This window comes from Arthrobacter sp. MYb227 (assembly GCF_002975435.1).
Lineage (GTDB): Bacteria > Actinomycetota > Actinomycetes > Actinomycetales > Micrococcaceae > Paeniglutamicibacter.
Genome location: NZ_PCPT01000006.1, coordinates 20,131 through 41,854 on the forward strand (window position 1 = coordinate 20,131; position 21,724 = coordinate 41,854).

The following is a 21,724-nucleotide window of genomic DNA, read 5'->3' on the forward strand; positions in this document are numbered from 1 at the left end:
AAATATGGTTGAGCTCATGACCGAAACACTCACGGCAGTGAATGCCAGCACAGTAGAACAAACCCGCAACCTCGCCACAGCGATCCCCGGCCCACGCTCCATCGCGTTGCATGCCGAACGCACGGCCCAGGTCACCAACGGGTTTGGCATTACCCTGCCGGTCTTCGTGACCCGCGCCGACGGCGGCATCATCGAAGACGTTGACGGTAACCGACTGATCGACTTTGCCTCCGGCATCGCGGTGACCTCGCTGGGTGCCGGCAACAAGCGTGTGGCCCAGCGCGTCGCTGCTCAGCTCGAAGCGTTCACTCACACCTGCTTCATGGTCACCGAATACGAATCATTTACCCAGGTCTGTAAATGGCTTAACGAAAACACCCCCGGCGACTTCGAAAAGCGCACCGGCTTGTTCTCCACCGGCGCCGAAGCCGTGGAAAATGCCATCAAGATCGCCCGCGCCGCCACCGGACGACCCAACGTGCTGGTCTTCGACGAGGCCTACCACGGCCGCTCGCTGCTCACCATGGCGATGACCGCCAAAATCAACCCGTACAAGCTGAACTTCGGCCCGCTACCAACCGAGATTATCCGTGCGGCCTCCGCTAACCCACTGCGCCCGGCTCAGGGTCTGGCTGCCGGAGCTGCGGCCGCGCTGGAATCCGTTGAAGCAACCATCCTTGAACACGGTGCAGACACCTTTGCCGCAATGGTCATCGAACCGATCCAGGGCGAGGGCGGCTTCATCGTCCCGGCTGCCGGTTTCATCCCGGGCCTGCGCAAACTGGCAGATAAGTACGGCATCGTGCTGGTCATCGACGAGATCCAGGCCGGAATGGGTCGCACCGGAAAGCTTTTTGCCTCCGAACACGAGGGCGTCGCCGGAGACTTAATCCTCACCGCCAAGGCCCTTGCCAACGGCGTTCCGCTATCTGCCGTCACCGGGCGCGTAGATCTAATGAACGCACCGCATGCCGGTGGTCTAGGTGGTACCTACGCCGGAAACCCGCTGGCGTGTGAGGCAGCACTTGCTGTCTTTGAACAGTTCGAGGACGGCACGCTGCTGGAGAATGCTCGCCGTATCGAGGAAATCGCCCGAGGAGTCCTCGAGCCGCTGCTTGCCTCCACCTCTATCGTCGCCGAAATCCGTGGTCGCGGTGCCATGCTCGCCATCGAACTTGCCGACGCCGGCACCCTTGAACCACGCGCTGACCTTGCCAAAGAAATCTCCGCGGCCTGCCACCGCGCCGGTGTCATCACCCTGACCTGCGGTACCCACGGCAACGTCGTGCGCCTGCTGCCACCACTTGTCATTGGCGAAGAACTGCTGCGTGACGGCCTGAACGTGCTGACCGAAGCCATCACCAACGCCGCCAAGTAACCAGCCCACAAAACTTACCTCCCGCTCATCAAAAAATTTTAGGAGTACACCATGCCCCTCACGGCACCCGAAACCCACCTGCTTGACCCGGCCGATCTAATCAACTTCGATTCGCTGCTTTCCGCCACGGAGCTCGCATTGCGCTCCAAGGTCCGCGGATTCGTCCAGGAAACTATCAAGCCAAACATCGCCTCGTGGTACGCCGACGCCGTCTTCCCTCTGGAAATCGTTCCGGAAATGGGCAAGCTGGGTCTGCTGGGCATGCACCTTGAGGGCTATGGCTGCGGCGGCGGCACCGCCGTTGAATACGGTATTGCCGGCTCTGAGCTCGAAGCCGGAGACTCCGGGCTGCGTACCTTTGTCTCGGTCCAAGGTTCGCTGGCCATGAGCGCCATTCACAAGCACGGCTCCGAGGAGCAGAAGAACGAATGGTTGCCCAAGATGGCCAAGGGCGAGGCCATTGGTTGCTTCGGGCTGACCGAACCCACCGCCGGCTCGGATCCTTCCGCGATGAAGACCTTTGCCCGCCGCGACGGCGATGACTGGGTCATCAACGGCACCAAGCGCTGGATCGGTCTGGCCAATGTGGCACAGGTTGCCATCATCTGGGCGCAGACCGATACGGGCATCCGCGGCTTCGTGGTCCCCACGCGCACCGCCGGTTACAAGGCCACCGTCATTGAACCCAAGCTTTCAATGCGTGCTTCAATCCAGTGCGAGATCGAACTGACCGACGTGCGTCTGCCGGCTACCGCGGTACTGCCCAACGTCGTGGGACTCAAGGGCCCGTTCTCCTGCCTGAATGAGGCGCGCTACGGCATTATCTGGGGTGCCATGGGCGCCGCACGTGATTCCTTCGAGGACGCACTTGCCTATTCCAAGACCCGCATGCAATTCGACAAGCCATTGGCCGGGTACCAGCTGACCCAGCTCAAGCTCGTGGATATGGCCTTGGAAATCAACAAGGGCTATCTGCTGGCCCTACACATTGGCCGCCAGAAGGATGCCGGAACCCTTGACCTGCACCAGATCTCGGTGGGCAAGCTGAATAACTGCCGCGAGGCCATCAAGATTGCCCGCGAGGCGCGCACCATCCTGGGCGGCAACGGCATCACCCTTGAATACTCGCCGCTGCGCCACGCCAACAACCTCGAATCGGTGCGCACCTACGAGGGTACCGACGAGGTCCACACACTGATCCTGGGCAACAAACTCACCGGCGTCCCGGCCTTCCGCTAAACCTCCCGACTCACACAACAGACGAGAACCATGACCGAAACAATCACACGCACAGGCGTTGTTGAACTAAACCTGCTCATCAACGGAGTCTGGGTCACCGGCGAGGGCCCGGAGCTTGCCTCCAGCTCACCCACCAACCCGGATCAAGTACTTGCCACCGGTGCTACCGCAACGGTGGACCAGGTCCAGGGTGCAATGGCTGCCGCCCGTGCGGCGGCCCCAGGCTGGGCAGCAACACCCATGGCCGAACGCGGGGGATACCTCACTCGCGCCGCTGCCATCATCACCGCCAACGCCGATGCCTGGGGCACCGAGTTGGCCCAGGAAGAAGGCAAGACCTTCGCCGAAGGCCGTGGCGAGGTGTTGCGTGCGGCCCAAATCTTCACCTACTATTCGGCAGAATCCGACCGCTTGGCCGGGGAAGTCTTTTCCTCCCCGCGTCGCGGGGAGCAGATTCTTGTCACCCGCAAACCATTGGGTGTTATCGGGGTCATCACCCCGTTCAACTTCCCGATTGCCATCCCGGCCTGGAAGATCGCCCCGGCGCTGATCTTCGGCAATACAGTTATTTGGAAGCCAGCATCCACGGTACCGCTGCTGGCCCTTCGGCTAGCCCAGGCCCTGGTAGAAGCTGGCCTACCGGTAGGCGTGCTGAACCTGATCATTGGCTCCGGTTCGCTGGGGGATGCAATCGTGAACCACCCTGATCTGGACGGGCTGACCTTCACCGGTTCCACGGGTGTCGGACGCATGTTGGCTGCTGCAGCGGCCGGAAATGGTGTGCCGATTCAGGCGGAGATGGGCGGCAAGAATGCCTCGGTGGTTCTTAATGATGCGGACCTGGAACTAGCCACCGAACAGGTGCTCTTCGGTGCCTTCCGCTCCACCGGGCAGAAATGCACGGCGACTTCGCGACTTGTACTTCAAGAGGATATTGCCGATGCCTTCCTGGCGCGGCTCACCGAGCGCCTGAACGATTGGAAAACCGGGGATCCTACCGACCCATCGGTCCAGATGGGACCTGTGGTCTCCGGCTCCGCTGCAGCCGAAATTCGTGCAAGCATCGAGGCCTCCATCGCCCAGGGTGCACAGCTTCGCTTCAGTGGGGATGTTTCCGGCCTCGGGGATGCCTTCGTAGCTCCCACGGTGCTAGAAATCCCTGCGGGTGAAGAAAATATCTCCTGGCGTGATGAATTCTTCGGCCCGGTACTGGCGGTACGCCGCGCGGCAACGGTGGCCGAAGCCTTCGCATTGGCCAACGATTCGGAATACGGCCTGAGCTGTGCGGTCTTCACCCAAGATCTCACCAAGGCACTGGCTGCCATGGAGAGCATTGATGTGGGAATCTTGCACGTGAATTCCGAATCGGCGGGTGCCGATCCACATGTGCCATTTGGCGGGGCCAAAAAGTCCGGTTACGGACCCAAAGAACAGGGCGCCGCGGCCAAGGAGTTTTTCACGCACACCACCACGGTGTACCTGCGCGGGGCATAATTCAACTCCTGACCACCAAATATCTAGTCGGGGCGTCGGTCGTCATCCAGTGGGACGGATGAGAACCGACGCCCCACTGATGTCTAGGATGAAAATTGAAAACCCCTTCCGGCGCTGGGTCGCCGAGCCAGCAAACTAGGACATTTGAGAAGAGAGTGGATTCGACGATGAGCACACAACCAAGCATTGAGAATATTTCAACGATTCTGGTCATTGGTGCCGGCACCATGGGACGCCAGATTGCCATGACCGCGGCTTTGGCCGGGTATTCAACAATTATTCAGGACATCTCCGAGGACGGGCTGGAAGCTGCCCGCACCGAGCTCGAAGAATGGGCAGCCGGACGCGTTGGAAAGGGCAAGCTTGAGCAGAGCGCTGCAACGTCAGCGCTTGCAGCACTTAGCTACAGCACCGATCTTGATACCGCAGCGGCACATGCGGATTACATCATTGAGGCCGCCACCGAGCGACTCGATATTAAGACGGCGATCTTTGAAAAGCTTGGTGTGCTGGCTCCTGCTCACGCGATCCTTGCCACCAACTCATCAACCCTTGGCTCTTCAAAGGTTGCCCAGGTCACCGGACGTCCGGCTCAGGTATGCAATATGCATTTCTTCAACCCGGCACTTGTCATGAAATGTGTTGAGGTGGTTCGTCACGAATCTACAAGCGATGCGACAGTTGAGATCACTATGGAACTTGCCCGTCGATTGGGCAAAGAACCTGTGTTGATCAACAGAGAAATTCCGGGCTTCATCGCAAACCGGCTGATGGGCGCCATCCAGAAGGAAGCCCTGTACCTAGCCGATGCTGGAATCGCAAGCATTGATGATATTGATACCACCGCGCGTACCGCGTTGGGCCACCCGATGGGACCATTTGCGCTCATGGATATGGTGGGCCTCGATGTCATCGACTTCATCGCGCAGGCAACTTACGCGGAAACCGGCTTGGAAGAAGATGCGCCAAACCCCGGCATTGCGGCGTTGGTTGCCGAAGGCAAACTTGGCCGGAAGACCGGGGCCGGATTCTACAACTACAACTAGTTTCCGGTATCCGCCTCGGGCTGTGCACCGAGGCGGAAATGCCGTCCGGTGATCTTGGAAACTTCGATTTTCACCCAAGCTTCCTTGTGGGTGGGAATCCACGGAGAAACACCGGAGGCGCGGGCGGCTTCAATTTCTGCCTGAGTTTGTAACTGGTGGGCGACGCCATGAACAACCACCGACCACGCCTCATCGGAGAGAATTCCATCTGCCTCGAAAGCCACATGGTCATTGACCGTGAGGGCCGCAAGTTTTTCGCCGGGTGAGGTACGGATGTAAATGGTTCGATCCATGACCGCATAATTGAGTGGAAAAATATCGACGATTCCACCAACTGTTGTGGCAAGTCGGCCATGGTTGGTGTGCTCGAGTAAACGCCATGATTGGTCGTCATCTAGCACGAGTACTGGCTGATCATCTCCGTGTACAAACATCATGATCCCAGTATTCTACTTTCCGTAGAAAAGAGCTAGGTGTGTTGGTTTGTGTCGCGTAGTTTCGCACCCCTATGACACTCGAATCATCCTTTGGATCGATCGGTGTTCACCGACCCGTGAAAGACTAAGAGCATGGTCAAGGATTTGAGTGTGGAACATGCCAGGCACATTGCCGCACGTTTCGAAGATCGCGTCTACGAATTGCGCGCCAAGCGTGCCCGCGAACGCGGTCTGATTCCCACCATCCTCCCGTACACGGGCTATGGGCTTGCCGATCCCGACACCGGCTGGGTACGAATTTTTGCTCGCGCGGTGCTGGCCAAGCCGGGCGCCTTCGATGCCGGACGTCACCGTGCCAAGGTCGTTGCCGACGGGGTGCGTGGCTGGCGTAACTTCATCTCACCCATCGTCCCCAATGGGCATGTCCTGGTGCGTATTAATGGTGAAGACTTTGAGATGCGGGCGGATCGTGGAGGCGTGATCGATGCCAAAGTCGCAGCAACTCTGAGCCCCGGATGGCATGAAATAACCTTGACAATCGAGGGTGGGAGCCCCGTCAATGCTCCGGTCCTGATGGTGGATGCTGCCCAAGAATTTGGTGTACTTTCCGATGTGGATGACACGGTAGTTGTCACCGCGCTGCCACGCCCACTCTTGGCGGCCTGGAACTCATTTGTCCTCTCCGAGCACGCGCGGCTCGCAACACCGGGCATGGCAGTAATGATGGAACGACTGCTGCGTAATAAGCCCGGCGCTCCCACCTTCTATCTTTCAACTGGCGCCTGGAATGTGGCGCAAACGCTGACCCGTTTTCTCTCACGAAATCTATATCCGCAGGGTCCGCTGTTGCTGACCGACTGGGGTCCCACCGAACGACGCTGGTTCCGTTCCGGTATGCAACACAAAGCCGACCAGCTACGTCGCATCGCTACCGAATTCCCGCACATGAAGTGGTTGCTGATTGGGGATGATGGCCAGCATGACCCGTATTTGTATGCCGAGTTTGCGCGCCGTTACCCGGAGCATGTTGCAGCAATCGTGATTCGACAGCTCACCCCTTCCGAGGCAGTTCTCGCCGGTGGGCGCAGCCATGGGATCCTGAATTCGACACCCGGGGTGCCGTGGGTTTATGAACCAGATGGTGCGCGTATTGCCGAACAGCTGACCGAACTTGGCTTCCTAGAAGCCGATCCACTCCCGGGGAAGTAATGACTGACGGACATAAAATTCGTGTTGAAGTACCCATGCGTTGGGGTGATATGGATGCGTATGGACACATTAACAATGTGAATCTAGTACGCATGATGGAAGAAGCGCGTATCGCGGGTTTTGGGGTTCCAGGAGGCACCGGTAAACCGGGCATCGAACCTCAGATTGACTTGTTTTCAACTGTTCCACCCAACACCCAAATTCTGGTGGTCGAGCATCGTGTGCGCTATATCAAGCCGCTTGATTACCGCAATGTACCTGCTCACGTGGATCTGTGGATTAGCAATATCAAGGGCGCAAGCTTTGACATTTGTTACGAATTCCATGATCCAGTGGACGGTGGAGTGTGTGTGCGAGCAGCAACTACACTCGCGTTCTTTTCCGTTGAAACACAACGTCTGCTGCGCCTAAGCGCCGAACACAAGGAATCGTTGGGTGCTTTCTCAGCCGATCCCATTTTCAAGTAAATAGCTAGTTTTCAACGGCATTTGCTACGACAAAGTGACCAACAAAGTTGGTGCAAGCAGTGGAATCGCATTCCGACACTTTAGAGTGAAGGTGTGAGACTCTTACTGATCCGACATGGTGAAACAGCTTCGAACGTGATCCAGGCGCTGGATACTGCGGCCCCCGGGGCACCCTTGAATGAAGTGGGCGTGGCTCAGGCCGAAAAGCTTGCCCTGAGCCTGGGCGAGGAAAAACTTGATGCGGTCTATTCGTCACCCCTGATCCGGGCAAAGATGACAGCGACGCCTCTCGTGGTGCCACGTGGTCTGATCCTTGCCGAGCATTCCGGGCTAAGCGAGATATCTGCCGGCGAGCTAGAAATGCGCACGGATCTTGACGCCCAACTGGCCTACCGAGACGTATTTTTTAAGTGGTTGCAAGGCGATCTAAGCGCCAAAATTCCCGGTGGTGAAGATGGCAGGACGGCACTTGATCGCTTCGGTGCGGTAGTTGAACAGGCACAGCATGATGGTGTTGAATCCTTGGCGGTGGTCAGTCATGGGGCCATGCTGATGACCTGGGTGGCAAGTCGAAAATCAAACTTTGATCTTTCGCTATTGCGTGACGCTCCGATGCAAAATACCGGTGTTGCGGTTCTCGAATCTGGGCTCGGCGATCGGTGGAATATCGAAAGCTGGCAGGGGCAAAAGCTCTGAGAACTGCTCGTGATGCTCGTACGAATATGTGGTGAAGGGTACCCGTTTGAGTCGTACGTTACTGCAGAACACAAAAAAATCGATTAGGATAGGTTTACCTTCCCTAATTCAAGAAAGCGGTGTTCGGTGACCACACAGCGATTGGCGCGTCCGGTTCGTCCTCAGATTGTTCTTGAAGTTCTCGCTACAGAGATGCTTTCCGAGCACATGATTCGGCTAACTTTTGGTGGCCCGGGTTTCGAGAACTTTCAAGACAAGCCCGTTTCGGATCGCTATGTGAAGATTTTGTTTGCCAAGCCGGAACTAGGCCTCATTCCACCGTATGACCTAGATGCTTTGCGCGAGCAGCTGGCACCGGAAGATTTTCCGGTGCGGCGTACCTACACGTTGCATCATGTTGACTTAGAAGCAGGGACCGTACAAATCGACTTTGTGGTTCACGGCGATGAAGGCATTGCTGGCCCGTGGGCGTTGAACGCAAAAATTGGGGATCAGATTTGCTTCAATAGTCCCGGCGGGTTGTACACCCCAAACCCAGAGTTTGCTCGACACCTACTGATCGGTGATGAGACCGCCCTGCCGGCGATTTCGGCGGCCGTGCTGGATATGACTCCGGAGATGGTCGGCGATATTTATCTCGAGGTTGGTGGCCCGGAAGATCACGTCACGCTCGATGTGCCCGAGGGGATCACTGTTCATTGGTTACATCGAGGTGGGCCCTTTACCCCGGAGAACACCCGACTCGAATCCGTGGTTCGTGCGGCACCTTGGTCCGATGATAGCGTGCAAGTTTTTGCCCACGGTGAGCGTGAAACGATGAAGACACTGCGCGCGTATCTGCATGGTGAACGTAAGGTCGACCGCAAGGCGATGTCGCTTTCGGCATACTGGGCCTTCGGTCGAGCAGAAGATGAATTCCAGGCGGAAAAGAAGAGCCCCATCGGGCAGATTTTTCCAGAGGTAGCTAACGCCTAAACTTACCGGTTGCCTGCCGGGTACTGCCTCCAATAAATAGTGAGGGGCTTCCACAATTCTTAATCGTGGAAGCCCCTCACCGTTTTCAGAGAAACGAAATGCTCTAGGCATGACATAAATTTAGGTGCGGTTTGTGGAACGTTCCGCTAAGGAATCTTCGAGACCATCCTCCAGTTCATCCTCGTAGTATCGTCCTTGGCGTAGGCCAATGATCAGAGCTACGGCTATCAGGATGAGCAGAAGTCCAATCTGTCCCCACGGGATATTCCAGCTTGAGATGCTGGAAACATGTTCGGTACCCGAGGCGCCGTCAATACCCTCGGGAATAGTTGTGACTTTTGTCGTCAGGGAGAAAATCGGCCAGATCCCTCCGAACTCTTGAATAACGTTGACACTGGACCCGGGAATCAATTCCTCCGTGGAGAAGGTCTTAGTCGACTCTCCCCAACCGAAGAGCCCGCTGGTTGTAATCGAATAATTACCGCGCGCTCGTACCGTTCCGGAATTGTTCAGCGTGAAAGTTACAGTGGCCGTGGTGGGCGCAAACGGATTCCAAGCAAGTGGGGTGAGAACATTCAAATCCTGTGTTTCCAAGAAAACAGTACCTTCACCGCCAACGCGCACATTCACGCGGTTTGCCAGACGCTGATCCACCACAACGGTACCGCCGCTGGCGGTATCAAGGTAGGAGGAAATCAGACCGCCAACATAATCACCCGGGGCGGTATTTTTCGGGACTTCAAGGGTGAAATCTACTGATTCGGTTTCGCCGGGAGATAATGTGATTTTAGGTTCACTGACCTTGACCCATGAGCCAACGACCGTTGAGGGATCATTTGCGGGAAGTAGGTCCAGTGCTCCCGAACTTGACGTGATTCCATCGGCCGCGTAAATGGTTAGTGAAACTTCATTGGAGCCTAAATTCGTCACCTCGAATGCGTCTTTCTTCTTCGCCCCCGCTTCGAGATCGTAGCTGAAGTTGGTGCGCGAATCATCACCTCCTGGCCGGATGCTCCAAGAAAGTTCGTCCGAAGGTGCCGCTTGTGCCGGTGCGCCCAAGAGCGGTAATGCAGCGATCAGCGCCGCAGCGATCAGCGCCGCGCCCCAACGGGAAAGGTTCGGTGAAAGTATTGAAAGCTTCAAGCTCATGATGTCCTAGAAACTGAATCGTGGGCGAATTTGGAGGGAAAACGCATGATTGGGTGTGAATGCGAGCCGAGCTGGCCGGAACGCGCAAAAGTGGGATGCTGTTTCACTGCAGTGAAGCAGAGAAGCAGCACCCCACTAGAGACGATAGTTAGTCGCTAATTGCCGTAATCGTCAATCTCGACGTGTAGTTACCTGCCGGGGTGCCCGCCGGAGCAATCAAGTTCAGAACTGCCTCGACGGTAGCGGTCGATTTTCCTGTTGAGGTCACTAGGTTCCGCGCTTCTGCCAGACCCGTGCCCGGGGTAACTGTGTCGCCCGCATTCACAACGCCGGTGGTTCCGCTGCCGCCCGGAACCCACCCGAGGGCCGATGCCGTGAAACTATTGGATCCGGACTCGAACGCGGATGACTTTCCGGTCAGTGACCAACCGGTTGAGTTCTCCCGGGAATCGGTGACCGTGATTTCTGGAAGTGCACCGCTAGCGCTAAAGCCGGCAGCGTTCTGTTCAGCGTTGCCGAGCGATATAGAACTCCCACCGAGCGTCCAAGAGAATGCGCCCGGTGTTACCGTTTTGGTCGGTACCTTGACAGCTACATCCACGGACTTCTCGGTATCAGTGTCGGCCGGGGGAGCTACCACAGGTGGCTTGGCATCCCAGTTGACGGCCAGATCGGTTGCTACCTTGCGTGGATCGGCACCACCACCAGAGGAGTACCAGTAGGGCTGGGCGCCGGTCTTGCCCTGGAATTCAATGAAGTCCTGGGGGAAAGCTCCCCAGTTTGCGCCAGTCGTTATCTGGTTCGTGACACTTGAAGGTGTGGTTACTTCCTTGTATTCAGGCGCCTGGATGAAGCCATCGGAGTCCACTTCTACACCCTTGAGGTTGGCCAGAGTGATTTTCTGCGGTGCGAGGGCTTCCCATGCGTCGGGGTCGTCCATGGAAGCGCCATATCCGCTTGCAGTTGCGGTGAGTGTTGCGGTTCCATCGGCCTTGACCGTCAACTCAGGATTAGTGGCAGACCAGTAGGTCAACCCGGAGTAGAACACCGAGGTGAATGAGCCGGTCCACTTGATGTTTGCGGTCTTGGCCGCTGTATCCACGGTGCCGGTTCCCTTGGAAAGGACAACCTTGTTGTTGCTGACCTTATCCAGTCCGACCGCGGCGACTGGGCCGCCTGCGCCGGTCTGGCATTTGTTGGCCCAGCTGGTGTTGATGGTGCTTCCGTCGGGTCCATCCTTGACGATCGCTACATTGCCTTCAGCTTGCTTGTAAAATCCGTCGCCCTCGGTCCACGCTCGGCTAGCACCGGAGTTTCCTGCTTTGCCGGCTGAAATGAAGTTGCAGGCACCTGGCTGGAAAGCGCCGGCACCGGATTCAAGGTTGAGGCCCCAGCTCAACGTGACATCTGAAACGTTTTGCTCCGCTGCTTGCGCAGGTGCTGCCAAAGCGCCGAGCGTAAGTGCGAGACCGGCGACAGTGGCGGCTGCGAGAGTTTTGCGAGTCGTGGGCGTTGCCCAACGGCGTGCGAACATTTTTCCTCCGAGTGATTGTTTGTGAGGTAAGGCTAACTTAACTGTCTCAAATTACGCAAAGTATGCGTATATAATATTTTAAAATACAAGTAAGGTTCGGCTTACTTGTTGGTTTTTTGTAGTTTGAATGGCAGTGCAAGCCAGCCTTTGCGGAACCCGACCCAACTGAGCGCGGTTAGGCCCAGAAGTCCTGCTACGGACCACAAAAGCCAGTCTTGGTAGTCTCGCGCTAGCTCTATCGCCTCGGGGATTAACGATCCACCTAACCAGTTGGCAGCGCCCACCGCGGAGGTGGTGGCTGAGGCGAGCAAGGTGCTGAGCGGATCGCTCGACAGGGCTGTCTCTTCGGGCTCCAATACCCCCGGGGTCAATCCACTGTCCAAAACTGATCGATCGCCAACCGATGTTCCAAATTTGTCTAGAACACTATTTTCTTCGTCGGTGGGCGGATCTATGAAGCTTCCACTGTCGCTACCCGTTAAACCCGAATCGGAAATGCTCTCGCCCGGGGGCGGAACCGCTAGGACGGGGTTCTCAGGTGTGTAACTGATGTAGAGCGTTGAGGAGATCTTGGCAATGTCTCTAGATCCGCCCGTCGAGTACCAATATGAGCCTTGCCCGGATTTTTCTTGAAAGTCCACGAACGCTTGCGGGAATGCGCCCCAAGTATTCCCGGTTCGAACCTGCGGGGATCCAGTATCCTCGACAGGAACTTCCTTATATGCGGGGTCAGTAACGATGCCCTTGTCGCCGAGGTTAACCGATGGCAAGGTGGCTATGACTACTCGTTGTGGCGCAAGTGGGGACCACCTACTGGTGTCTTCTCGGTCAGTGCCGTAACCACTGAGTGTGGCGGTCAAGCTTCCCTTGCCATTGGCAACCGTGAGTTCTGGATCTGTTGCACTCCAGTACGTCATGCCGTTATACAAAGCAGAGGTGAAGGAACCTTTCCACTTGATACTCGCGGTTTTCTTGCCCGAATTAATAACCCCGGTTCCGCCCTCTATGACAATCTGAGCGCCAGTTCCAGGTTCGTTGAAACTAGTTCCAACCTTTCGGCCATCTTTGTCGAGGCATTTGTTTTCCCAGGAATCAACGACCCATTTACCGGCAGCATTTGGTTTTTCGATCCGCACTTGCCCAGATTTTTGGGCATAGAATCCGTCTTTTTTAGCCCATTCTCGCGAAAACTTGGCATCTCCAGCGACACCGGCAGAGAGGAAGTTGCAGGTCCCCGGCGCAAAGGCGCCCGAGGTTGACTCCTTATTTAGTCCCCATCGAAATTGTGCGTCGGTAACCTTGAACTCCTGCTTGGAAGTGCTTGTTTCGGGGATCGTAACGCTAACGTCGATGCCCCCTTTATCCGCAGCAACGGCTATACCCAAGGAGGAGAACGTCAAGGGAACCAGCAAAGCGGACGCGGCTAGTAGCCGGAACCGGCTCTGAGTGAGTTTCATACACCTTGCCCTGCATGAGTCTTTTGAATTTCGTCGATAGTGGTTGTCGGTGGCGCTACTGAGGACGAACCTTGATCTGACGAATAAAGTGAGTCAAATGAGGCGCCGAAACCTTCGTCGTTGGAAATGGACTGTGGTTGCCGGCGAGGAACTGTTGGACGCGGCGCAGTGTTGTTACGTTTACGGGCTGCCGGGCGGAGTTTTTTGCGACGTACCGGACGTGTTTTAGTTTCACTCCGGCGCCTAGCTAAAGCGGTGATGAATGAAACCAGAAAAACAAGCAACAGTATGGAACCGGCAATTATTACCGCGACCAGTGCCCACCAAACTCCATCGGCGCCCTCGGCTGCAGTGGAAGCGAGAGCTGCGGGATTGGCCATGACGCTGAATTCTGCCTCGACGGAGGCACCAGAACCAGCCCCGGCTAGTTTGAGTTTGTGGGTACCCGCGGCCATATCCGAAGGGATCTGGACGACTCCGGCAACTTCGCCAAAGGTTCCTGCAGTGATTGGTCCGGCCGCGGTGATTCCAGCCGCTAGAGTTCCAACCACCTGTTCACCCGGGGCGAAGCCGCGGCCGGTGAAACCGAGGGTGCGCCCGGCAACAACGGTTTTTTGTTCGATGCCCAGCACGGGGTTTCCGCTTGTAACTGCCTGTGGAATGGTACCGCTCGATTGTGGTTCGCCGGTTGTAGGAACCTGTTCAGTGGTTCCATGCTCGGTTCCTGCGACGCTTCCCTGACCTTGCTGGGTCTGCTGCGTGGTAGCGCCGGAGTTCCCTATTGCGGGCTGCTGGGTAGCTTGAGTCTGCTGAGTGGCCGTTCCCTTGGCTTCGGATTTGGTTGTCGCTGCAGCGGGCTTGGCCGCACCGAAGCTAAGCGGAGTGAATGATTCATTGTTGCCGTTTGCTACGCCATGCGCACCAAAGGTGATGATGCCGCATTGCACCTGGCGGCAATCAATATTCGTCTTGGACCCGGTGCTTGATTCGGCATTGAAGGTGGGACCGGGGATGACCATTTTTAGTTTAAAAGAACCCGATGCCGAGATAGTCCCACCATTGGCGGAGTCCGAGGTGCTAGAACCGGGAAAGGCAACAAATCGCTGGTATCCCTGGTTGTTCTTTGACTGTGCATCGGCAATATAGAAGAAGTCTTCTCCGGCTTTTCCGCCCTGGCTAGGGCGCCATCCGCCGCTGTTCTTCAGATACCCAAAAGTCACGTAGATTCCACCGAATGCCTTCGGAATGGACTGTAATCCGGATCCCGACACCGTGACACTCGTCGGCCCGCTGGCCGAGGCCTTTGCCTGGCCCAAGGAAGAAACTACGCTGATGCGAGGTGCAGCCTCGGCGGGTACTGCAGTGGCGAGATGCGCCAATGGGCTGGCGACAAGCATCAAGCTTAGCAACCCGATCCAGAGCCGTTTCGCGGGTCGGTGTTTGTGCTGCTTCATCATACGAATTCCTCCCGGAGACCGTGGCGTGTGTTCAGATGGGGGCGAAGCGGAACAACCGCTAATCCGCCCGATTCCGGATGCTCAATAACCGCAACTTTGTGCCGGTAGACCTCTTCGATAATGTGTGGCTGCAGAACCTGGCGGGGAGTTCCAGCTATACGGATTTTCCCGGCATCCAAGAGGACGATGCGATCCGCATAGGCCGCGGCCAACGACAGATCGTGTAACACCACTACCGCGGTCGCACCCATGGATGCGCGCTCTCGAGTGCGCGTCAGCAGTAATTCTTGATAGCGAATGTCCATCGCGGCCGTTGGCTCATCGAGCATGATTAACTCGGTTTCCTGAGCGAGTGCGCGTGCAAAGGCGACACGAGCTTTTTCTCCACCCGAAAGCGCTGGGAAAAGCCGTGGCGCTAGCGTCGTGGATTCGCTGGCCTGCATGGCCGCAGCGATCACTTCGTCATCGTGATCCTCAAAGCTAGTACCCGCCCAAGGAGCTCGTCCCATGCGAACCACGTCCTGCGCGTCGAATGAGAACGATACATTGGATTCCTGCATTTGAACGGCACGCAATCGCGCAAGATCTTTGACCTTCCAACCAGAAAGAGTGACGCCGTGAAGCGTAATGTTTCCCGAGTCCAAGCGGGTGTCTCCGCAAAGGGCCGAAAGCAAAGTGGATTTTCCGGCTCCATTTGGGCCCACCAGAGCCACAACTTCACCGGCATAGAGCTCTAACTCGACTCCGCTGAGAATCTCTCGCCCGCCCAATTCCAGGCGGGCCTGATGGGCTTGCATGACTACTCGACGGCTCATGACCAACCACCAGCGCCCTTGCGTGTGCGACGAATCAACCAGAAGAAGAAAGGTCCACCAACGAGGGCGGTGAGCATGCCGATGGGTAGATCAGCGTTTGGAACCATAGTGCGTGCAGCAGTATCTGCGATCAGCAAGAGTAGTGCACCACCCAGTGCGCTAGCCGGTAGTAGTACCCGGTGCCCCGGGCCTAACGCCATGCGAAGGATGTGCGGAACCACCAAGCCCACAAAACCTATGATTCCCGCAAAAGCCACGGCAGCACTGGTCAGTATCGCTACAAGCACGATCACCTGACGACGTAGCTTTTCCACATCGACCCCAAGATGCCGGGCCGGGCGCTCGCCCAGGGCCAAAAGGTCAAGTTTTCGAGTGAAAAAGAAAGCGATTCCAATACCGACAACCGTGATTGGTCCGGCCACCCAGACGTTGTCCCAACGGGTTCCATTTAACGATCCCAACTGCCAGAAGATTATTTCCTCACGTGAGGAGCTATCACCCAGAAACGTCATGAGCGCAATGACTGCACCGCCCACGGCATTGATTGCAACGCCGGTGAGAACCAACGTGACAACTTCGGTTCGGCCACCGGAACGTGCGGTTGCATAGACCAATGCAGTGGCCACGAGCCCACCGACGAATGCTCCAAAGGCCACGGTCCAAGTGCCAAAAAAGTTCAGCCCGAACACAATGACGATGCAGGCGAATGCCGCGGCTCCAGAAGAGACACCTACGACGCCGGGTTCTGCTAGTGGATTTCCAAAGACTCCCTGCATGAGTACACCGGAGCAGGCAAGCGCGGCACCAATGGTGATAGCCATGACTACCCGTGGAAATCTGATGGCCCACAAAGCCGATTCGGCGTGCTGTTGGGCCGGTAACGTTCCCCACTCGAGACCCAGCCGGTGCATTACGCTGGCAAAGACTTCGGAGGGAGTTAGTTGCATTTGCCCTATGCCGGCAGAGGCCAGCATCATGCCCAGCAATGAAATCGCCAACGCCGTAAGTAAAATCCCTGCGGTCAGTTTTCGGCGTGTGTTACGTGGACCATCGGACTCTGAGCAGAGATGAACCGGGAGTGTGCCGGTCAATTCGGGGGTTTCCCAGCGCACAAGTGGCAGGGGTTTGAGTTCCTCGGTAGCCACTACTACTGAGCTCCGTCGGTGGTTGTTTCAGCTGGTGCATACACGGCCACGGATAGCGCTTCGAGGATACCCGCGGAGTTGGGACCAAAGCTTAGAACATCGGAGTCTGCCATGTCCACGATGCGATTCTTGGCACCTGCCGGAGTATGAGCTAGAGCCGGAACGCTCGTTTTGATTCCTTCTACACCGCCGGCAGATTCGAGGCCGCTGGACATCATGATGACCAGATCGGGAGCTGCCTCTACTAGTGCCTCGTCTGTCATCGGGCGCATGCCTTTCCAACCGATGTCACTAGCTACATCTATGCCACCGATTGAGGTGATGAGTGAGTCTGCTCCGGAGCCCTCACCAAAAAGGTAGTAAACCCCTGATTGCCCGCGAGCGTAAAGGAAAATCATGCGAAGGCGATCGTTACCTTGGGGAGTAATCTCCGAGATTTGCTCGGTGATGGCCGTGACCTGGTTGGTGGTTCGTTCGGCAAGTTTCGCTCCCTGTTCGGGAACGCCGAGTGCATCAGCGATCTGAGTGATCATCTCATCCGAGTTCTCGAGGCTGCGGTGCGAGTCCACCACGAATACCGGGATGCCGGCCTCGCGCATCTGCAAGACCACGTCCCATGGCCCGAGTGAGGAGTCGGTGATTATCACCGAGGGAGCCAACTCGAGGATGGATTCGGCATTTAATTCGTGACCGTTGTGCGTAACGAGCGGGAGGTCCTTGATCTCTTCAAAATCTGAGGAAACATCGCGCCCCACAACATTTTTGCCCAGACCCAAATCGAAAACGATGCGCGATGAAGTCCCATATAGGTCGATGGGTAGGATGCGGGAAACATCAGTGATTGTCACGTTGGTGCCCTGAGCGTCCGTCACGGTGACCGGCAGCTTTACTTCGGGATTATTTGCCACGGGGTCTAGCACTGCGGAAGCTAACAACGCTGTTGAGGGGCCCTCATAGTTCTTAGGATTATCAATAAGTGTTGCACTACTCAGGGCTTTGCCTTGGCCTGTGGCTTCGGCTTCTAACGAAGATGAGCAGCCCACCAACATTGTTGCCAGCAGCGTGGCCACCGCTAGTGCTCGGTGAGTCCGGTGTCGAAACATGGTGGCGCGCAATTTCTTCCTTCGAGAGAGCTTTAGATCAAGATGGCCAGGTATTCCAAAACGCCTTGCGAGCAGTAGAGCGCCCGCGACAAACAGTAAGGTAAAGGTAGCCTAACTTCAGGAGTCTAACTTAACGAAGGCAAGCATGTGCAAATTATTGAGCCTTGAGTGGAGGTTCTGGGGAGGGGAGTGTCCTGATTTACCTTGGAAGCTTTCTGAGTTAAGCCGAATGTGCCCTCACATGCGGACGCCCTTTTGACCACTTTCACCCGCTAAAGTCTGGATAGAGGTGCGTTTGACCAGCTCTTTAAGTATTTTAATGAGACTTTCGAAGGCTCCGGGTGCTGGATGAGCAGTGGTGCGGGTGATCGAGATTTATTAGGCACTTAGTACCTGTCGTTATTTATATTGGTAAGGTTAGGGTAACTTTAGATAAATCGCTCAAGCTCAGGGGAAATGATGTCAGCAGAAGAGAAGCTTTTTTCTACGCAGCTCAAAGAAGTAACACAGACAGACCATAGTGAGGCAGAAAATAGTGAGTTCATCACAACCCTGATGAATGGTTCGCGAACGTCGCGGGATTACGTTCTGCTTCTTTCGCAGTACACCTATATTTATAGTGCGCTTGAGGCCGAAGTACGTGCCTTGGTCACGGACCCGGAGCTGGCACCAATTTTTGATCTTCGATTGGAACGATCGAAGCGAATTCAGGATGACCTTGCACTGTTGTTGCCTCTCCACGGATTTACGGAGATTCCTAGGGCACTTAATGGAACTCTCGAGTATGTGAGGCAGATTCATGAAGCAGCCAAAGACCCGGCGCGGCTCGTAGCACACCACTACCTGCGCTACTTAGGTGATCTTTCAGGAGGTCAGATCATTGGGCGCCTCGTGGAGCGACACTATGCGGTATCGCAAGATGCATTGAGTATGTGGCGTTTCGAGGGCATTGATAAGTACAAGCCATATAAGGATGAGTACCGCGGGAAGCTCAATGACTATGCAGTGACCTCGGGTCGGGCTGATGCCCTGCTCGAAGAGGCTGCGAAGGGATTCGTGCTTAATAAGGCGCTGTTTAGGGATTTGCTCACCCAATCACAGCAGTCGGCGTTGCTGTCGGCATAAGAGTCACCGGTGAATTCCAGTTTCGCCGGTGATTCAAGGGGTGGAATCACGGAGTCTGGTAACGCTTCGTGATCCCACCCTTGATTTTTTCAAGCTTTCGAGACGGTCATCTGATGCCCACAACTGAACCATCGCATAGGAGCGAAAGGGTGTCCAGGCTTTTGCGAGATTGGATGCTTCTCGTTCACTCATTCTGTTCAGTGCCCGGCGGGCTACGAGATCTCCGGGTACAAACGCGTCCGGGTCACCCCGGCCGCGCATCTGCAAATAGTCGGCGGTCCAAGGTCCGACTCCACGTAATTCTAGTAACTCTGAGCGATCCAATGGAATCTCCGCGGTTCCAGAAAAGCTTTTCTTAGAGAAACTTTGAGCCATGAGATAGAGCGTGGCCGCGCGAGTCTTCGTCAGGCCGATGGTTTCGCGAAGCACCTCGACTCCCGGCTTAACTACAGATTCGGGGGTAGGAAATACGCGGAACCCGTCTGGTCCGGTAGCCCCGTAAGCAGTAACGAATCGTGCCCCGAAGGTTCGCCCGGCTGCAAGCGTTACCTGCTGGCCCAAGATCGTGGTGGCTGCTGCCTCGAAACCATTGAGGTATCCCACCAGTCGTAACCATGGGCGTTCAGTTACGAGTGGACCAAGTATTGGATCGGTGGAGAAACACGCTTGTATGCCACTGAGATCGGTATCCAAATCTAGCCACGCGCGCACGGCGCTAGCAAGCCGATCCAGTGCTTTGGTATCTGCTGAGGGGCAAGCTAAATTGACTCCCTGGGGGTCAAATTCCAGTGTTACGGCATATATTTCAGAGGCCACAGTGATCAATCGAGTGTGCCGAAATGCTTCTGGCTCATGACTGTCTAGGGTGGGTATCGAGTGGATGCCAAGGGTGCGCATCATGTGCCGCGGATCGATGAGTCCATTCGCTTCGAGAAAACGTGTGCTCATGCCGGCCAGATGCCCGACGTGCCACGCCGGTGCGAGCCCAGCAAGTGCGTATCAACAATCCCTAAGGCCTCCATGAGTGCAAACATCGTGGTGGGACCAACAAAAGCGAACCCACGCTTTTTCAATGCCTTGGACATCGCGATTGACTCTTGGCTTGTTGTGGGAATCTGTGCAAAGGAATGTGGCCTGGGGGTTTGCTCGGGCTTGAAAGACCAGACGAAATTGGCTAAACCGCCGTCTTCGCGTAACTCGAGGGTCGCTTTGGCGTTCTTGACAGTTGCCAGAATCTTGGCTCGATTGCGAATGATTCCTGCGTTGCCTAATAGTTCCTCTACTTTGGCTTCATCGAAGTCGGCAATGATCTCGGGATCAAAATCGGAGAATGCCGCACGAAAGTTTTCTCGCTTGCGCAAAATGGTTGCCCACGACAATCCCGATTGAAATGCTTCAAGACTTAAGCGTTCAAAGACGCCATGCTCATCATGCACGGGCATGCCCCACTCGGTGTCGTAGTACTGCCGCATCATGAGATCGGTAGCAGCCCATGCGGGGCGCGCCAGATTATCGTCACCAATGATGATTCCTGATTCCATGGTCTAATCCTGCCATGTGTCCAAAGGTGTAGCGGTTATCGCCCATTGGCGCTATCATCGTTAAATGGCGATGATAGAATATGAGGGACAACGGTCGGGAGAAACACCCGAAGTCCATGCACCAGCAGCGGCGCTATTCCACGGCTTGGCAGACCCCACTCGATTGATGATCCTTGAGCATCTACGCAGCGGCGAACATAAGGTCAAGGAGCTTACCGATCACCTTGGGTTGGCTCAGAGCACGGTCAGTGCGCATCTTTCGTGCCTTCGCGACTGTGGTCTAGTGGTTTCACGGCCCGCGGGCAGGGCAAGCATGTACTCACTGGCAAACGCTCAACTACTTTTTGCCTTATTGGATGACGCAAATCATTACATCGGGCTTAGCTCGAGCCATGAGTTGGATACCCACGACTTCGCAGAGATCCATGGCAACGAATCAACATTAGGAGCCACGCTTTAATGGGCCACGATCATGACCACGGTTCCCAAGTTACTAACAGGAAAAAACTTGCCTGGGCATTCGGGATTACCTTCACCATCCTGATTGCCGAAGTCGTTGGCGCGATTCTTACAAATTCGCTGGCATTGCTCATTGATGCCGCGCATATGCTCACCGATTCAACGGGTCTCCTACTTGCCCTGACGGCTGCAACCTTGATCATGCGCAAGCCCACGGCGAAACGCACCTGGGGCTTCCGTCGGGCGGAGGTGCTCTCTGCAACATTGCAGTCCTCGTTGCTATTGGCAGTGGGTGTCTATGCGTTTATTGACGGTACGCGCAGGCTATTTCAACCAGCTGAAGTTGCCGCCGGGGGACTGCTGATCTTTGGCATCATCGGACTTTTGGGAAATATCGCCTCGCTGGCGATTCTGGCCTCGGGCAAAGACGACAACCTCAATATGCGCGCAGCTTTCCTTGAGGTACTCAACGATGCCTTGGGATCTGTAGCTGTAATAGTCTCCGCAATTGTCATAACAACCACGGGGTGGATGCAAGCGGACTCGATTGCGGCAATGCTCATTTCTGCAATGATCATCCCACGTGCCCTGAAGTTGTTGGGAGAAGCCACCCATATTTTGTTGGAATCCACGCCTAAGGGATTGGACCTGGAAAACGTGCGAGAACATTTGGAAGCCCACCCATTGGTGCTTGCCGTGCATGATCTTCACGCAAGCCAGATTGCCACGAACCTACCGATTCTTTCTGCACACATAGTGGTGGATGATGAGGCCTTCCATAATGGGGCTGCGGCCACGATGCTGGGCGAATTACAATCCTGCGTTGCCGAGCACTTTGAGGTGAGTATCGAACATTCGACATTCCAAATCGAGGCTTCCAGCCATCAAACGCCGGAGCATCAACGCCACGACTAAGACTTACAACGTGAGTAACGTTGAATATTCCCACCCCTTTGCATGCCAGCCCCTTCTTGAGTGGGGCTGGTATGCAAAGGGGG

General features: G+C 55.9%; 21 protein-coding genes. 11 read left to right on the forward strand and 10 right to left on the reverse strand.

Annotation, left to right across the window (positions count from 1 at the left end):
• Window positions 1-16 precede the first annotated feature (16 nt).
• The 4 genes from CQ018_RS12930 to CQ018_RS12945 all read left to right on the forward strand — a co-directional run bounded on the left by CQ018_RS12930 (window position 17) and on the right by CQ018_RS12945 (window position 5,157).
• A complete protein-coding gene (locus tag CQ018_RS12930) occupies window positions 17-1,378 on the forward strand; it encodes an aminotransferase class III-fold pyridoxal phosphate-dependent enzyme (RefSeq protein WP_105550571.1) in 1,362 nt (453 codons plus the stop codon).
• 51 nt (window positions 1,379-1,429) lie between these two features.
• A complete protein-coding gene (locus tag CQ018_RS12935) occupies window positions 1,430-2,617 on the forward strand; it encodes an acyl-CoA dehydrogenase family protein (protein WP_105550427.1) in 1,188 nt (395 codons plus the stop codon).
• 30 nt (window positions 2,618-2,647) lie between these two features.
• Window positions 2,648-4,111, forward strand: coding sequence for an aldehyde dehydrogenase family protein (locus CQ018_RS12940; protein ID WP_105550428.1), 1,464 nt, complete (start codon window positions 2,648-2,650; stop codon window positions 4,109-4,111).
• Between the two features lie 167 nt (window positions 4,112-4,278).
• Window positions 4,279-5,157, forward strand: a complete 879-nt coding sequence (locus CQ018_RS12945; RefSeq protein ID WP_105550429.1) for a 3-hydroxyacyl-CoA dehydrogenase family protein — start codon at window positions 4,279-4,281, stop codon at window positions 5,155-5,157.
• Here the strand turns inward: CQ018_RS12945 and CQ018_RS12950 are convergent.
• On the reverse strand, window positions 5,154-5,594 hold the full coding sequence (locus CQ018_RS12950) for a pyridoxamine 5'-phosphate oxidase family protein (RefSeq protein WP_105550430.1): 441 nt from the start codon (window positions 5,592-5,594) through the stop codon (window positions 5,154-5,156). The genes CQ018_RS12945 and CQ018_RS12950 overlap by 4 nt on opposite strands.
• 132 nt (window positions 5,595-5,726) lie before the next feature.
• Here CQ018_RS12950 and CQ018_RS12955 point away from each other — a divergent pair, with 132 nt between their 5' ends.
• The 4 genes from CQ018_RS12955 to CQ018_RS12970 all read left to right on the forward strand — a co-directional run bounded on the left by CQ018_RS12955 (window position 5,727) and on the right by CQ018_RS12970 (window position 8,941).
• Window positions 5,727-6,803, forward strand: coding sequence for an App1 family protein (locus CQ018_RS12955; RefSeq protein ID WP_105550431.1), 1,077 nt, complete (start codon window positions 5,727-5,729; stop codon window positions 6,801-6,803).
• Window positions 6,803-7,270 (forward strand): thioesterase family protein, encoded by a 468-nt coding sequence (locus tag CQ018_RS12960; protein WP_105550432.1) that lies wholly within the window; start codon window positions 6,803-6,805, stop codon window positions 7,268-7,270. Before CQ018_RS12955 ends, CQ018_RS12960 begins: the two co-directional genes overlap by 1 nt.
• Before the next feature lie 93 nt (window positions 7,271-7,363).
• A complete protein-coding gene (locus CQ018_RS12965) occupies window positions 7,364-7,966 on the forward strand; it encodes a histidine phosphatase family protein (RefSeq protein ID WP_105550433.1) in 603 nt (200 codons plus the stop codon).
• Window positions 7,967-8,092: 126 nt separating this feature from the next.
• Window positions 8,093-8,941, forward strand: a complete 849-nt coding sequence (locus CQ018_RS12970; protein WP_258142601.1) for a siderophore-interacting protein — start codon at window positions 8,093-8,095, stop codon at window positions 8,939-8,941.
• A 120-nt stretch (window positions 8,942-9,061) separates the two neighbouring features.
• On the opposite strand, the gene CQ018_RS12975 is transcribed toward CQ018_RS12970, so the two are convergent.
• The 7 genes from CQ018_RS12975 to CQ018_RS13005 all read right to left on the reverse strand — a co-directional run bounded on the left by CQ018_RS12975 (window position 9,062) and on the right by CQ018_RS13005 (window position 17,601).
• Window positions 9,062-10,090 carry a WxL protein peptidoglycan domain-containing protein gene (locus CQ018_RS12975; protein WP_105550434.1) on the reverse strand — a complete coding sequence of 343 codons (1,029 nt, stop codon included), beginning with the start codon at window positions 10,088-10,090 and terminating at the stop codon, window positions 9,062-9,064.
• Between the two features lie 148 nt (window positions 10,091-10,238).
• Window positions 10,239-11,624 (reverse strand): hypothetical protein, encoded by a 1,386-nt coding sequence (locus CQ018_RS12980; RefSeq protein ID WP_105550435.1) that lies wholly within the window; start codon window positions 11,622-11,624, stop codon window positions 10,239-10,241.
• A 101-nt stretch (window positions 11,625-11,725) separates the two neighbouring features.
• Window positions 11,726-13,081: a hypothetical protein gene (locus tag CQ018_RS12985; protein WP_105550436.1), complete on the reverse strand. Its 1,356-nt coding sequence runs from the start codon at window positions 13,079-13,081 to the stop codon at window positions 11,726-11,728.
• Window positions 13,078-14,538, reverse strand: a complete 1,461-nt coding sequence (locus CQ018_RS12990; protein ID WP_105550437.1) for a hypothetical protein — start codon at window positions 14,536-14,538, stop codon at window positions 13,078-13,080. The genes CQ018_RS12985 and CQ018_RS12990 overlap by 4 nt, the downstream gene beginning before the upstream one ends.
• Complete coding sequence (locus CQ018_RS12995; RefSeq protein ID WP_258142602.1) at window positions 14,535-15,353, reverse strand: heme ABC transporter ATP-binding protein; 819 nt, start codon at window positions 15,351-15,353, stop codon at window positions 14,535-14,537. The genes CQ018_RS12990 and CQ018_RS12995 overlap by 4 nt, the downstream gene beginning before the upstream one ends.
• On the reverse strand, window positions 15,350-16,498 hold the full coding sequence (locus CQ018_RS13000) for a FecCD family ABC transporter permease (protein WP_374954203.1): 1,149 nt from the start codon (window positions 16,496-16,498) through the stop codon (window positions 15,350-15,352). Before CQ018_RS13000 ends, CQ018_RS12995 begins: the two co-directional genes overlap by 4 nt.
• A 2-nt stretch (window positions 16,499-16,500) precedes the next feature.
• Complete coding sequence (locus tag CQ018_RS13005) at window positions 16,501-17,601, reverse strand: hemin ABC transporter substrate-binding protein (RefSeq protein ID WP_105550439.1); 1,101 nt, start codon at window positions 17,599-17,601, stop codon at window positions 16,501-16,503.
• Window positions 17,602-18,057: 456 nt separating this feature from the next.
• On the opposite strand from CQ018_RS13005, the gene CQ018_RS13010 reads away from it, so the two are divergent.
• The gene (locus tag CQ018_RS13010; protein ID WP_105550440.1) at window positions 18,058-18,726 is read left to right on the forward strand and encodes a heme oxygenase (biliverdin-producing); all 669 of its coding nucleotides are present in this window, start codon (window positions 18,058-18,060) and stop codon (window positions 18,724-18,726) included.
• A 33-nt stretch (window positions 18,727-18,759) separates the two neighbouring features.
• Here the strand turns inward: CQ018_RS13010 and CQ018_RS13015 are convergent, their stop codons facing one another.
• Together CQ018_RS13015 and CQ018_RS13020 are read right to left on the reverse strand one after the other, a co-directional pair.
• A complete protein-coding gene (locus tag CQ018_RS13015; protein ID WP_105550441.1) occupies window positions 18,760-19,674 on the reverse strand; it encodes an AlkA N-terminal domain-containing protein in 915 nt (304 codons plus the stop codon).
• Window positions 19,671-20,267 carry a DNA-3-methyladenine glycosylase I gene (locus tag CQ018_RS13020; RefSeq protein ID WP_105550442.1) on the reverse strand — a complete coding sequence of 199 codons (597 nt, stop codon included), beginning with the start codon at window positions 20,265-20,267 and terminating at the stop codon, window positions 19,671-19,673. Before CQ018_RS13020 ends, CQ018_RS13015 begins: the two co-directional genes overlap by 4 nt.
• 70 nt (window positions 20,268-20,337) lie before the next feature.
• On the opposite strand from CQ018_RS13020, the gene CQ018_RS13025 reads away from it, so the two are divergent.
• Window positions 20,338-20,727: a metalloregulator ArsR/SmtB family transcription factor gene (locus CQ018_RS13025; protein WP_105550574.1), complete on the forward strand. Its 390-nt coding sequence runs from the start codon at window positions 20,338-20,340 to the stop codon at window positions 20,725-20,727.
• The gene (locus CQ018_RS13030; protein WP_105550443.1) at window positions 20,727-21,641 is read left to right on the forward strand and encodes a cation diffusion facilitator family transporter; all 915 of its coding nucleotides are present in this window, start codon (window positions 20,727-20,729) and stop codon (window positions 21,639-21,641) included. The genes CQ018_RS13025 and CQ018_RS13030 overlap by 1 nt, the downstream gene beginning before the upstream one ends.
• Window positions 21,642-21,724 lie beyond the last annotated feature (83 nt).

Coding starts and splice junctions, on each gene's coding strand:
- CQ018_RS12930 (WP_105550571.1), top strand. CDS start 17: ATGACCGAAACACTCACGGCAGTGAATGCCAGCACAGTAGAACAAACC.
- CQ018_RS12935 (WP_105550427.1), top strand. CDS start 1,430: ATGCCCCTCACGGCACCCGAAACCCACCTGCTTGACCCGGCCGATCTA.
- CQ018_RS12940 (WP_105550428.1), top strand. CDS start 2,648: ATGACCGAAACAATCACACGCACAGGCGTTGTTGAACTAAACCTGCTC.
- CQ018_RS12945 (WP_105550429.1), top strand. CDS start 4,279: ATGAGCACACAACCAAGCATTGAGAATATTTCAACGATTCTGGTCATT.
- CQ018_RS12950 (WP_105550430.1), bottom strand. CDS start 5,594: ATGATGTTTGTACACGGAGATGATCAGCCAGTACTCGTGCTAGATGAC.
- CQ018_RS12955 (WP_105550431.1), top strand. CDS start 5,727: ATGGTCAAGGATTTGAGTGTGGAACATGCCAGGCACATTGCCGCACGT.
- CQ018_RS12960 (WP_105550432.1), top strand. CDS start 6,803: ATGACTGACGGACATAAAATTCGTGTTGAAGTACCCATGCGTTGGGGT.
- CQ018_RS12975 (WP_105550434.1), bottom strand. CDS start 10,090: ATGAGCTTGAAGCTTTCAATACTTTCACCGAACCTTTCCCGTTGGGGC.
- CQ018_RS12980 (WP_105550435.1), bottom strand. CDS start 11,624: ATGTTCGCACGCCGTTGGGCAACGCCCACGACTCGCAAAACTCTCGCA.
- CQ018_RS12985 (WP_105550436.1), bottom strand. CDS start 13,081: ATGAAACTCACTCAGAGCCGGTTCCGGCTACTAGCCGCGTCCGCTTTG.
- CQ018_RS12990 (WP_105550437.1), bottom strand. CDS start 14,538: ATGATGAAGCAGCACAAACACCGACCCGCGAAACGGCTCTGGATCGGG.
- CQ018_RS12995 (WP_258142602.1), bottom strand. CDS start 15,353: ATGAGCCGTCGAGTAGTCATGCAAGCCCATCAGGCCCGCCTGGAATTG.
- CQ018_RS13005 (WP_105550439.1), bottom strand. CDS start 17,601: ATGTTTCGACACCGGACTCACCGAGCACTAGCGGTGGCCACGCTGCTG.
- CQ018_RS13010 (WP_105550440.1), top strand. CDS start 18,058: ATGATGTCAGCAGAAGAGAAGCTTTTTTCTACGCAGCTCAAAGAAGTA.
- CQ018_RS13015 (WP_105550441.1), bottom strand. CDS start 19,674: ATGAGCACACGTTTTCTCGAAGCGAATGGACTCATCGATCCGCGGCAC.
- CQ018_RS13020 (WP_105550442.1), bottom strand. CDS start 20,267: ATGGAATCAGGAATCATCATTGGTGACGATAATCTGGCGCGCCCCGCA.
- CQ018_RS13025 (WP_105550574.1), top strand. CDS start 20,338: ATGATAGAATATGAGGGACAACGGTCGGGAGAAACACCCGAAGTCCAT.
- CQ018_RS13030 (WP_105550443.1), top strand. CDS start 20,727: ATGGGCCACGATCATGACCACGGTTCCCAAGTTACTAACAGGAAAAAA.